9 protein-coding genes are annotated in these 12,553 nt (G+C 41.1%); 5 read left to right on the top strand and 4 right to left on the bottom strand.

Going from position 1 to position 12,553, the window contains the following annotated elements; translation table 11 throughout:
* Positions 1 to 55: 55 nt before the first annotated feature.
* On the bottom strand, positions 56 to 1,423 hold the full coding sequence (locus AC0VX1_RS04620) for an FAD-binding oxidoreductase (protein ID WP_475470103.1): 1,368 nt from the start codon (positions 1,421 to 1,423) through the stop codon (positions 56 to 58).
* Between the two features lie 83 nt (positions 1,424 to 1,506).
* The gene (proC, locus tag AC0VX1_RS04615) at positions 1,507 to 2,313 is read right to left on the bottom strand and encodes a pyrroline-5-carboxylate reductase (RefSeq protein WP_057275644.1); all 807 of its coding nucleotides are present in this window, start codon (positions 2,311 to 2,313) and stop codon (positions 1,507 to 1,509) included.
* A 286-nt stretch (positions 2,314 to 2,599) separates the two neighbouring features.
* Here proC and AC0VX1_RS04610 point away from each other — a divergent pair, with 286 nt between their 5' ends.
* From AC0VX1_RS04610 to AC0VX1_RS04590, 5 genes are all read left to right on the top strand, one after another.
* Positions 2,600 to 4,165 carry an MDR family MFS transporter gene (locus AC0VX1_RS04610; protein ID WP_475470100.1) on the top strand — a complete coding sequence of 522 codons (1,566 nt, stop codon included), beginning with the start codon at positions 2,600 to 2,602 and terminating at the stop codon, positions 4,163 to 4,165.
* Positions 4,166 to 4,280: 115 nt separating this feature from the next.
* Positions 4,281 to 4,904 (top strand): DNA-3-methyladenine glycosylase, encoded by a 624-nt coding sequence (locus AC0VX1_RS04605; protein WP_413009291.1) that lies wholly within the window; start codon positions 4,281 to 4,283, stop codon positions 4,902 to 4,904.
* Between the two features lie 356 nt (positions 4,905 to 5,260).
* Positions 5,261 to 6,142 (top strand): permease, encoded by an 882-nt coding sequence (locus tag AC0VX1_RS04600; RefSeq protein WP_222620109.1) that lies wholly within the window; start codon positions 5,261 to 5,263, stop codon positions 6,140 to 6,142.
* Positions 6,143 to 6,156: 14 nt separating this feature from the next.
* Entirely contained in the window at positions 6,157 to 6,993 is an 837-nt protein-coding gene (locus AC0VX1_RS04595) for a TIGR03943 family putative permease subunit (RefSeq protein WP_475470097.1), read from the top strand.
* 277 nt (positions 6,994 to 7,270) lie between these two features.
* A complete protein-coding gene (locus tag AC0VX1_RS04590; RefSeq protein ID WP_413023818.1) occupies positions 7,271 to 8,443 on the top strand; it encodes a C40 family peptidase in 1,173 nt (390 codons plus the stop codon).
* 498 nt (positions 8,444 to 8,941) lie between these two features.
* Here the strand turns inward: AC0VX1_RS04590 and AC0VX1_RS04585 are convergent, their stop codons facing one another.
* Positions 8,942 to 9,085 carry a hypothetical protein gene (locus AC0VX1_RS04585; RefSeq protein ID WP_187050520.1) on the bottom strand — a complete coding sequence of 48 codons (144 nt, stop codon included), beginning with the start codon at positions 9,083 to 9,085 and terminating at the stop codon, positions 8,942 to 8,944.
* Between the two features lie 1,616 nt (positions 9,086 to 10,701).
* Complete coding sequence (locus tag AC0VX1_RS04580; protein WP_475470094.1) at positions 10,702 to 12,375, bottom strand: alpha-keto acid decarboxylase family protein; 1,674 nt, start codon at positions 12,373 to 12,375, stop codon at positions 10,702 to 10,704.
* Positions 12,376 to 12,553: the final 178 nt, after the last annotated feature.

The following is a 12,553-nucleotide window of genomic DNA, read 5'->3' as shown; positions in this document are numbered from 1 at the left end:
TCTGCCCTTTCCCCGGTTGAGGTTCTTACTAATCATACAAAATAGAATATTCCTCTTAATCTATAAAAATCTTTCCAGGGTTCATTATTCCTTTCGGATCCAAAGCCTGTTTGATCGTTTTCATCACTTCATAAGCAGCTCTATGCTCCCTTCGCTGATACTTCGATTTTCCAAGTCCTACCCCATGTTCACCCGTACATGTACCGCCTTTTGTTAATGCATATTCGACGATTTCTTCATTTAACCTCTTCGCTTCTTTAACTTCTTCAGGATTTTTCAAATCAATCATGAACAATACGTGATAATTCCCGTCACCTACATGTCCTACAATCGCACCCTCCACTTTGGATTGTTCGACTTTCTTCCTTGTATCCAGTATGGCATTCGATAATTCATGTAGTGGCACACTTACGTCGGTCACCATCAGCTTTTTTCCGGGTGCACTATGAATGAAAGCGTACGCGAGATTATGGCGCGCTTCCCATAAGGCGTTCCGTGCTTTTGAATCGGTTTCAAACTGGATATCTCCACAGCCAAAATCACTTACGATTTCCTTGGCAAATTTGACGTCCTGTTCCAGTCCGGCAAAATTCCCATGAAACTCGAGGAATAGAGTTGGTTGGACATCATAGGATTTGTCCATGAATTGATTAACTTTTTTTATGGACTCGGCATCCACCAATTCAATTCGTGCAATCGGGATTCCAGCAAGCATGATTCCATTAACCGCAGATACTGCCTGTTCGACGGTTGGAAATGAGGCTCTTCCGGCCATTGTGACTTCAGGGATGCCATATACCTTCAATGTCAGTTCAGTAAATACACCCAGCGTACCTTCAGAGCCGACAAACAAGCCATTCAAATGAATGCCTGAAGATGATTTTGTCGCTAAGCTTCCGGAATGAATCACTTCACCGTTTGCTAAAACCACTTCCAAATCCCTGACTTGATCGCGCATTATCCCATATTTGACCGAGGTCGTCCCACTTGCATTCGTAGCTGCCATCCCACCCAATGTAGCATCGGCGCCAGGATCGACGGAAAAGAACAAACCGTACTTTTTTAATTCTTTATTAAGTTGCGTCCTTGTCACACCCGGTTGGACCTTAACAAGGAAATCATTTTCCCTGATTTCCAATATTTGATTCATCAAGGATAAATCCAGGGAAATACCCCCATTGACTGGAACGACATGCCCCTCCAAACTTGTTCCTAACCCAAAAGGAATGACTGGTATTCCATGCTCATTCGCATAACACATCACTGCGCTTACTTCTGCAGAATCCCTTGGATATATGACCATATCCGGTAAATGCGGGGTGTGATATGATTCATCATGGCTGTGCTGTTCCAATAAAGTTTCATTCACCGTTACTTGTTCTTCCGAAAGTATCTTCCTTAATTCTTCTATATGACCTTTCATTATTACAGCCTCCTCTTTTCCCCGAACATTCTGAAAATGTACCGCGAATGAGATTGCCCGCTAATAGGCAATCCAACTTTTCTTCATTTACTGAAACCTTTCGTTTTATCCGTGCAGGCCTTCATTGCTTGCAGAATGCTGGATCTTAGCTGATTCTCTTCTAAAGCCGCTACCGCAGAAATCGTTGATCCGCCCGGCGTGCAGACATCATCCTTTAAAGCAGCAGGATGTCTTTCCGTTTCCAGTACCATTTTAGCAGCTCCCATTACAGCTTGTGCTGCCATTCGGTATGCTTGTTTTCGTGGAATGCCATCACGGACCCCTCCATCAGCCAGCGCCTCGATGAACATATAAACATAAGCAGGCGACGAACCGCTGATGGCCGGAACTGCGTCCATCAAATCCTCATGAAGGATTTCCGTTTTACCGAAACTATTCAGCAGTGCAGTCACATCCTCTATATCAGCATCGGTAATTTCATCATTGATGCACATGGCAGTCATGCCTTCACCGACAAGCGAAGGAGTGTTTGGCATCGTCCGGACTACCTTCACTCTTTTTTCGAAGCTGTTCTCAACTAGAGATACAGTGATCCCTGCTGCCATAGTAATGATAACGGTGTCTTCTTTAACATGATTCTTCACTTCTTCAAGTACTTGCTTATGCATGGCAGGTTGGATCCCCAGAAAGAGAAAATCGGCAAAACCGGCAACCTCTTTATTATCCAAAGTACCTCTAACGTTATATTTCGTGGTGATTTTAGTTTTGGTCTCCGCACTCGAAGTACTGACCATGATTCCTTCAGGTGAAATGACCTCTGCATGCAGCATGCCCTCAAGCATTGCCTCACCCATTTTGCCGCATCCAATAAACCCGATTTTTTTATTCATATCTTACACTTCCAATCATAAGTTCATCTAAGTTCCCACTTTATTATATCGGATATGATAAATGGAAACACGTTGGAGATATTAAACAGGAAGGATTTGGTAGTTTCTGGTCGAATTACTTAAAGTGATATGGATGAATTTGTATATTCACCTTTACCCACTATAGTCAAGTAATTGAATTCTTTTGCAAAAAAAAATGTTGACTAATTGGTCATTAGAGATTTATAATTTTGACCTATTAGTCACAAACGAATAAGAAATACAGTTATAGAAATGGAGAAATGCTATGCAAATGGAAAAAAAAGCGGTCAATACCAAGCTTGTCTTAACAGGATTGATCATAGGAATGTTTTTCAGTTCATTGGAACAGACGATCGTCGGTACGGCCATGCCGACAATTATCGGGGAATTGAATGGCTTCACCATCTTTGCATGGGTAACGACTGCCTATTTAATAGCCTCAACGACTGTTGTACCCATTGTTGGAAAGCTATCTGATTTATATGGCAGGCGTTCCCTTTATCTGCTTGGCACAATCATATTTACGATCGGTTCGTTTTTATGTGCCACAGCCACTTCGATGGAGCAATTGATCATCTACAGAGGTCTGCAGGGAATCGGCGGCGGAATGATCATGCCTTTGTCCCAAACAATCATCGGCGATATATTCTCTGCGGAACAAAGAGCCAAATGGCAGGGTGTATTCGGAGCCCTTTTTGGATTAAGTTCTGTCATCGGCCCTTTTCTGGGCGGCCTGATCGTTGACCATATCAGCTGGCATTGGATTTTTTTGATCAATGTACCGACAGGCTTACTATCGGCCATTTTGATTTATGTAGGATTGAAACATGAAACGATAAGGAAAACTGAGAAAGTGAATATCGATTATCTAGGAATCTTCACTTTGATTCCTGGTATTGTCCTGTTATTGCTTGGCTTGACCTTCGGTGGTGATAAATTCGAATGGTTATCACTGGAATCTATCTTGATTTTCGGCAGCACCATTGTCTTCATTGTCCAATTCATCATTTTTGAAAGAAGAGCGGTCGAACCGATCCTTGATTTAACCCTTTTTAAAAATAGAGTTTTTTCCACCACGAATATTTTAGGATTCCTGCTTGGCCTTGGCATGTTTGGGGCAATCATGTTCGTCCCGCTGTTCATGCAAGGCGTTTTGGGAGTTTCACCAACAAAAGCGGGATCGACCATGACTCCGATGATGATCGGTATGATTCTTTCCAGCATCATTGGCGGGCGGTTACTTTTGAAATTCCGTTTTCGTACCGTGCTTACCTTTGGAATGGCCTTTGCGACGCTTGGCTTTTTCCTAATGAGTATGATGGACGGCAGTACGACAATATTCACTGCGTACTCATTCATGGCCATCCTTGGGATAGGTATGGGGCTTGTCATGCCGACATTGATGATTGCCGTTCAAAACGAATTTCCAAAATCGCAGCTAGGGTCGGTTACAGCGGCTTCAACCTTCTTCCGCTCAATAGGTGGAACGATGGGCATCACGATTTTGAATGCTGTCATGAATCACAATCTCCAGCAAAATATGGATGATGCGGTCGTAAGTCAAAAAGACCCTATATTGCATGAGGCACTGAAAGCATTAGCCGATAAAACGGATACGTTATTCAACATCATGCTTTATCCCGAAAACCTAAAAATGCCAGCAGAAGTCAGCAATGTCCTTGTTAAAACGATAGAAAATGCTTGGATCCATGCATTCTCCAGTGTTTTCATCACCGGTATCTTTTTCGTTTCCGCAGGGATATTAGTGGCACTTTCCGTGGGTTCGGGCCGAATCAAAAGAGATCAAGAAACGGAAAAAGAATTAGGCTAAAACAGGCTCGGGACCGGCTGATATAATCAGCCGGCCTTTTTCATCCCTTCAATCCTATGTTTCTTTTTCATTGATAAGGGCATTTTACCTATATGAGACTAAATGGGGTGATACTATGGACAAGATAAACGATTCAATTTTGCTTGCTGATTTTTATCAGCAGCCCACGCTTGAACTGGCGAAATCCCTTCTTGGCTGCCTGATCGTAAAAGAAACAGCGGAAGGAACCGCTTCTGGATTCATTGTTGAAACAGAGGCCTACATGGGACCTGGGGACAGGGCCGCACATAGTTTTGGAAATAGACGGACAAAACGTACGGAAGTGATGTTCGGAAATTCCGGTTTGATCTATACATACGTCATGCACACACATACACTGGTCAATGTCGTAAGCGGCGGACCTGAAAATCCGGAAGCCATTTTAATTCGCGCGATTGAACCGTATTCAGGGCTCGAGTTAATGCATGACAGACGCGGAATTGCCGATATTCGTAAATGGACCGATGGACCAGGGAAGCTAACAAAGGCACTAGGCATCACCATGGATGATTATGGCCGATCTTTTACCGATCCCCCGCTATATCTAGCTGCCGGAAAAAAGCCTGGCCACATATCCAGCGGTCCCCGCGTCGGAATCGACAACTCCGGGGAAGCAAAGGATTACCCTTGGCGTTTCTGGGTTACCGACAATCCATTTATATCCCGTAAGAACTTAATTAATAAAAGGGGGCCAAAATAGTCTCCATGATGTTATTCCCCTCTAAGCGAACATTGTAATTCTGTGTATGTTACACAACTTAGAGGGTATTTTGCTTTGTCGGTAAGCATCCCGAAATCCATATCAAGTATCGTATAGAAAGTATTATGAATAAAGCTAATGACAGCCCTAGCCTCAAAAGGAACAAAACTTTAATTGAAGTTTAATTTCTGCCAAACTTATACATTAGATTATTCAAGTCCCCTCAATATCCCATAATTCAATTTCCAAAATTTCCTTACCCATTCATCTTCCAGCCTATTTCCCCAGTAATAATAAATTGACTTCCTTCCATTACGAACCTAATATAGTTAAGTCAGCAATATGGAAGGTGGTTTATGATGAACGTTCAGGCCCTTTTGCAAATGAATACAATTTTTATTAGTATCCTAATTGAATCCCTTCCCTTCATTTTACTGGGAGTCCTTATATCTGGAATCATCCAAATTTTTGTGTCGGAAGAGATGATTGCAAAAATCATTCCGAAAAATCCGATCTTATCTGTTCTATCCGCAATAGGTGCAGGAGTCTTTTTTCTTGCCTGCGAGTGCGGAATCGTCCCGATCACCCGCCGTTTGATCGCTAAAGGGGTTCCTCTTTCAGCGGCCATTGCCTTTATGCTTTCTGCACCCATTCTCAATCCGATCGTCCTGTTTTCCACCTATATAGCGTTTGGCAATAGCTGGAGCATGGTTTTCTATCGTGGCGGAATTGCATTCGCGGTCGTCCTGATTATTGCATTCATCCTGTCTTTTCAATTTAAGACAAATCAGCTTAAACAGGAACATATCGAACATATACATCACCATAAACTTACATTTAATGACAAAATAACGGGGATGTTCAAACATTCGATTGAAGAGTTCTTTTCTGTTGGAAAATACTTAATCATTGGTGCATTGCTGGCGGCTGCCATTCAAACCTTTTTGAAAACATCCCTATTGCTTGAAATCGGTCAAGGAAAACTATCAGGGAATGCAGTCATGATGGCTTTATCCTATGTCATGTCCTTGTGTTCCCAAGCGGATGCCTTTGTTGCAAGTTCTTTTAGAAGTACCTTCTCTCCCTCTTCACTAGTTGCTTTTCTTGTATTTGGGGCCATGTTTGATATTAAAAATACGATCATGCTTTTAGGTACCTTCAAAACAAAATTCGTTTTATGTTTGATGGCCTATATATTTATTTCCGTCTTAGGCCTAACTTTATTGTTTATTTCTTAAAGAGGGTGTTTTATATGGGAAGATTATTCATATTACTTGGACTTACTTTTTTATTCATGCATTTACACGCCTCAGGGAATATATCGAAATACATTAATATGGAATATTCATATGTTTCACAGATTGCTATCTATATACTGGCAATATTCACTTTAATGGGATCTTACTTATATTTTTTGGAAGGTAATCAAGAAGAAGGTGTTGATTGTCAGTGCGGACATGATCACTCCCGGGAAAATAAGAAATGGAAAAGGAACCTTACTTACTTCCTATACTTCATTCCCATTTTAACCGGTCTCTTTTTGCCTGTTGCCACTATGGACTCCAATATTGTAGAAAAAAAAGGTTTTCATTTCCCTGTATATGAAGACTCGGATGAATATAGCCAGCATCAATTCCTGCAGCCGGATACGAGTCTTTATTATGGCAAGGATGACTATTTAACTTTAATGGATAACTCTCTCAAAGGCCTGGTTGATCGTGATAGTCTCCAATTAACAGATGAAAACTATCTAAACGATTTAGAAGCCATCTATTACTCTCCTGGAAAGTTCACTGGCAAGCAAATAACGTTAACCGGATTTTCGTACAATTCAGATGAGCTAGCCAAAAACCAGGTATTTCTGTTTCGTTTTGGGGTCATTCATTGTGTCGCTGACTCTGGGGTATTCGGTATGTTAATCGAATTTCCTGAAGGAATGCATCCTAAAAATGATGAGTGGTATTCCGTGACAGGTGAATTGGAATCCATTTATTATCAGCCATTCAAGAAAACCATTCCCCTGCTCAAAGTATCATCACATAGTAAAATCGCTGAACCGGATGATCCCTACGTTTATAGACAATATTAAAAAAAATGGGTAAGGATATGCCATCCTTACCTTTCTTTTTAATCTCCTAAAACCTCCATTTTTATGAAATGCTCTTTTTATCCATTTATGCGAAATTACAGTATGGCCCTCTTACACTCCATCCAAACCCCATAAATACCCATTTACCTGTAGCAAGATTACTCAAAAATGACGAAAAAGTTGAATTTTATTTATATGGGTCATGTTTTTTATATTCCATACCTTTATAATATAAATGCTAGATATTTTTTTACCACATCAGGAGGAACTTTCCTAAATGAACAATTCTAAAAACTCTTTCATTCTTGCGGGGACCATTATAGGTACCCTAATCGCCGGCACTTCTGCTAATGCTGGTTCTTATCAAGTTAAATCAGGGGACACCCTAGATAAAATCTCTAAAGCCAATAATACAACTGTCCAGCACTTAAAATCTCAAAACCATTTGACTAGTAACCTTATTTTTCCCGGCCAAGTCTTGAAATTTAATACCCTTAACAACCATACAGATAATAGTAAAGATAAAACCGAAAAATATGTGGTTAAACTTGGGGATTCTTTATCTGAAATTGCCAATAAATATAATGTATCCGTTAGTGCCCTGCTTAAATTAAACCCTAATATTTCTAGTTCGGACCGAATATATATTGGCCAAACCATCCGGGTTTCCGGACAAACCTCCGGATCCAGCCCTTCGGCTAAAAATAGTTCAAATGCTACATATAAAGTCAAATCCGGGGATACACTGGGCAAAATTGCCAGAGTCAATAATATGACTGTCCAACAATTAAAGTCTATGAATCATTTGACTAGCACTCTCATTTTTCCAGGTCAGGTCTTGAAGGTTAATGCCATTACCAGCAATCCGGATAAAGGTAAAAATACAACAGGCGTTTATGTCGTTAAATTAGGGGATTCCTTATCAACAATCGCTAAAAGATATAACCTTTCCCTTAGTGCCTTACTTAAAATAAACCCTAATATTTCCAATTCAGATCGTATTCGAATCGGCCAAACCATCCGGGTTTCAGGGAAGGCCTCGGCATCTGCAATAAATAAACCGTCCAAATCCAACAAGGCAGATCAAGTTTTGGCAGCTGGTGCTAAATACTTGGGAGCCAAGTATGTTTACGGTGCGAGCACTTCACGCACTGATGTATTTGATTGCTCTTCATTCACATTAAGAGCATTCCAAAGTGCAGGTATTTCCTTGCCTCGAAATTCAGTGGCCCAATCACACGTTGGTAAAGCTGTATCCTCAAAGGCCCTGCAAAAAGGGGATTTAGTATTTTTCGATACCAATAATGATGGAGTAATCAATCATGTAGGAATTTATGCCGGTAACGGTCAAATGCTGAATGCTTCGACATCTAAAGGTGTATCCTACGCTAATATTAACAATTCCTACTGGGGACCAAGCTTTGTGAAGGCAGTCCGAGTCCTAAACTAAATGATGGTGGCAGTAAACGATAAAAAGCAAAAAAAGCGTGTTTCGATAAATGATCATACACGCTTTTTTGCTTATGATAATGTTAACTAGCCGCCAACTGGTGTTATCGCTTATACCCCTTCTTTTTGAAGCCATCCTAACTCTCGCATTAATATATGCTTATAATTCGTTAAAGTATTAAGTCTTTTTTTATAATTGATTTTACGATTAAAAATACTCAAAACACATTAAAATATACAAAATAAACTAAACCTTCACTAGTAAACCCAAATGTATAATAGATACTCGCAGCAATGATAAACACACCCGTTAAAAGTATTTTATAATACCAATACTTACTCTTTATCAATAGGTAGAATAAAATATAAAGTTAAGCTAACCTTTTTTATCCTCTCTTTCCTCATACCTGGCGCATTAACCTTGCATTTCCACAATCGCATAATTCAGTTGATTACTGATACGGACTCCTTCAAAGCTTAATAATTCCTTTTCGTTGGCCTATTTCATCCTTCCTTGTCTTTCCTGCATTTCAACCTGCTTTCTATGGACTTTTTCTTCTATAAGATCTATGAACATCTGATTATTGTTGAGATTTTCTTTATTAGACTCTATTAACCGCGCTAATGATACATTTTTACGCATTTTTTGTACCTCCTTCCCTACAGAAATTGCTAGCAGGAAAAAGAATGGTTTTCTCTGCTAAGGAAGAATACTTTTCCTATTACTTCATGATATTTTCATAATACTCTTAGTTTAAAAATTCTTGGTTTCAATTTTGAAATGACCGTTACCAATATTGGTATTGTCATTCTGGGTATATCCTGTTCACTTTTTCAACTTGCATTCTTGTCCTTGATCGGGCCGTACAGATATAAGTAAGTACATTATCTACATTTCCAACAAAAAAAGGCCTTCATCACAGAAGACCTTTTCAGAAAGTATACTAATAAGAAGAGTAAGTTTGCCTGAGCTTTTTTATTTCAAAAAAGTTCCAGTCGATTCCAGAAATCCGCTCCCTTTCCGCCGACTGTCTGCCAAGCCTCCTCGACGTAAACGTCTCCGGGGGTTTCGGCTAGCCAGTTACTCGACAGGAGTGTCACATATTTCTTCCATCTTTTAAGGATTAATGTAAAAAAACTCAAGGATCACCTCGTCTTAAACTTGGTTCGGGATGTCCAGCCTACGGTTTTTTTCTTAATATTTCATTCCAGTCGATCCCAGAAATCCGCTCCCTTTCCACCGACTGTCTGCCAAGCCTCCTTGACGTAAACGCCTTCGGGGTCTCGACTAGCCAGTTACTCGGCAGGAGTGTCGCAAATTTCTTCCATCCTTTTAGGATTACTGTAAAAAACTATGAAGATCCCCTATCTTATGCTTGCTTCGGGATGTGTCCGAGCCTTCAGTTTTTTCTTGAAATTACATTCCAGTTGATTTCAAAAATCCGCTCCCTTTCCGCCGACTGCCTGCCGATTCTCCTCGGCGCAAGCGCCTGTGGGGTCTCGGCTAGCCAGTTATTCGGCAGGAGTCTCGCAAATTTCTTCCATCCTTTTAGGATTACTGTAAAAACATTAAGGATCCCCTATCTTAAGCTTGCTTCGGGATATGTCCGAGCCTACAGTTTTTTCTTAAATTTGATTTCAGTCGATTCCAGAAATCCGCTCCCTTTCCGCCGGCTTTCTGCCAAGCCTCCTCGACGTAAACGTCTCCGGGGTCTCGGTTAGCCAGTTATTCGGCAGGAGTGTCGCAAATTTCTTCCATCCTTTATGGATTACTGTAAAAAAAACTCAAGGATCACCTCGTCTTAAATTTGGTTCGGGTGTGTTCAGCCTTCGCTTTTTTCTTAAATTACATTTCAGTCGATTCCAGAAATCCGCTCCCTTTCCGCCGGCCTTCTGCCAAGCCTCCTCGACGTAAACGTCTCCGGGGTCTCGGTTAGCCAGTTATTCGGCAGGAGTGTCGCAAATTTCTTCCATCCTTTATGGATTACTGTAAAAAAAACTCAAGGATCACCTCGTCTTAAATTTGGTTCGGGTGTGTTCAGCCTTCGCTTTTTTCTTAAATTAGTCGATTCCAGAAATCCGCTCCCTTTCCGCCGGCCTTCTGCCAAGCCTCCTCAAAGCAAACGCCTGTGGTGTCTCGGCTAGCCAGTAATTCGGCAGGAGTATTTCATAATTTTTCAATCTAATGAGGTTTCATAAACAAAACATTAAACTATATTCTAGTGTTTAATCAGGGGTGATTGCATTTCGAACATGGAATTACTTTAGTTTCTCTTGCTCTTCAAGGTACTGCCTTATTTTTTTCAAATAATCCGGTGCATCCATCTGATCTTTCACGACCAGTTCTATAAGGCAAAGTTTATCGGCGTTCATATCTTGGGCATTTGTAATGGCTTCATCCAGTTCACCATTCGTCTCGACTCTTGCTGTGAATGCCTCTTGACCAAATGCTTCAGCCAGTTTTGTATAATTCCACTCTGGTATCTCGTTGTATTTCTGTTTTTCTATATCGACTTTTACGTTTAAGAATTTTTCTATCGTATAGCCGTTATTGTTGAGGATGAACACGATGGGCTTACAGCCGTTCTCCAGCATCGAGCTTATTTCCTGTGCTGTCAGCTGTATCGATCCGTCCCCGGTAAACAAAAGGACACGCCGGTTTCTATCCGCTATACAAGCACCGAAAGCTGCAGGCGTCGCATAACCAATGCTTTGCCAGCCTCCCTGGGCTATGTAGGTCGCCCCTTTCGGCAATCTGACCTGTGACATGCCATAAGAGAATGTTCCTGTTTCCGTGACCACAATGTCATTTTCCTTCAACATTTGCTGAATTCGAGGATAATAGGAAGTCGCTTTCAGTGGTGCAGATGGGTCTTCCACCATTGTGTCAAACGGAAACGAGATGTTTCCGACAGATTCGTTCTGACGGTAGCCAATTTCCTGGAGCGCATTTAGTATTTCCTCCGCCTTGACATTCATATAGCTGGCTTCCCCCACTTTTAATGTGTCAGGTTGAATTTCCACCATTTTCAACGGGTTAAGCTTTGCTGTACCTTTGGAAGTATTGACGTCTGACCAAACAGTACCAACGGCTATGATCAAATCCGCTTCTTCAACAGTCTCAGTTACATCCTTACTTCCGAAAGCTCCGCCGTATACACCAATATACTGGGGATGACTCTCATCAAACCCGCTTTTCCCCTGCATCAATGAAGCAACTGGAACATTTAACCTCTCAGCGAGCTGCAGTACGGGTTTCTGCAAGTTATAACGAAGTGTTTTCACGTCGACAAGCAGAACGGCTTTATTTACATGTTCTAACATGCCTTTTATATGCTTCACTGCTGACTGCAAATCATCGACATTCGTTTTTGTCATGTTTTCTGATGTCTTACCGAGAGAAAGCAATGGTTTTTCAACGAGATCGATAGCCACTACCAAATAAACGGGCTTTTTCTTTTCTTTCGCGATTTTGATTGCAGCCGGTATCTCCCTAGCCGCGTTTTCTGGTGTAAGTATTGCTGTATAACCGGTAATATGCTCATAAACCTTACGGAAAACATCAAAATCTCCATCCATTAACGTATGGTGGGCAAGCTCCTTTTCCTGCTGCATCATGGTCTTTGGCGAGCCGACAATATGGATGAGCGGCACATTTTCACTGTACGCTCCAGCGATTGCATTACATGCGCTCATTTCACCGACACCAAAGGTGGTTATCAGTGCCGACATGCCCTTCACCCGGGCATATGCGTCCGCTGCGTAACCAGCATTGAGTTCATTTCGTCCATTAATAAACTCAATCCCATCGTAATCTTCCAAAGTATCTAGCAATGAGAAATTATAGTCTCCAGGCACACCAAAAATCTCTGTAATGCCTTCTGCTTTTAAGCAGTCATATAAATATTGTCCCAAGGTTGTATTTTCAGCCAAGTCAATCACTCCTTCAATCGATTACTCTCTACTTTATTTATACCCAAACATAAGTAGGTTAACCGTATAAGTATCCATTTGCTTTAATGTGGGTGGCGTCTCTATTACTCTAGTTTTAGCATGATGAATGAAGTGAGTGAGACTATCTCAGGCATGATTCTTATAAAAAATGATTCAA

It is taken from the genome of Peribacillus sp. QJM3NY_7, assembly GCF_056173225.1.
The sequence above is the reverse complement of the archived record's forward strand: the minus strand, read 5'-3'. Positions and strand labels throughout refer to the sequence as shown.

Coding starts and splice junctions, on each gene's coding strand:
- proC (WP_057275644.1), bottom strand. CDS start 2,313: ATGAATAAAAAAATCGGGTTTATTGGATGCGGCAAAATGGGTGAGGCA.
- AC0VX1_RS04605 (WP_413009291.1), top strand. CDS start 4,281: ATGGACAAGATAAACGATTCAATTTTGCTTGCTGATTTTTATCAGCAG.
- AC0VX1_RS04590 (WP_413023818.1), top strand. CDS start 7,271: ATGAACAATTCTAAAAACTCTTTCATTCTTGCGGGGACCATTATAGGT.
- AC0VX1_RS04595 (WP_475470097.1), top strand. CDS start 6,157: ATGGGAAGATTATTCATATTACTTGGACTTACTTTTTTATTCATGCAT.
- AC0VX1_RS04585 (WP_187050520.1), bottom strand. CDS start 9,085: ATGCGTAAAAATGTATCATTAGCGCGGTTAATAGAGTCTAATAAAGAA.
- AC0VX1_RS04610 (WP_475470100.1), top strand. CDS start 2,600: ATGCAAATGGAAAAAAAAGCGGTCAATACCAAGCTTGTCTTAACAGGA.
- AC0VX1_RS04600 (WP_222620109.1), top strand. CDS start 5,261: ATGATGAACGTTCAGGCCCTTTTGCAAATGAATACAATTTTTATTAGT.
- AC0VX1_RS04620 (WP_475470103.1), bottom strand. CDS start 1,423: ATGAAAGGTCATATAGAAGAATTAAGGAAGATACTTTCGGAAGAACAA.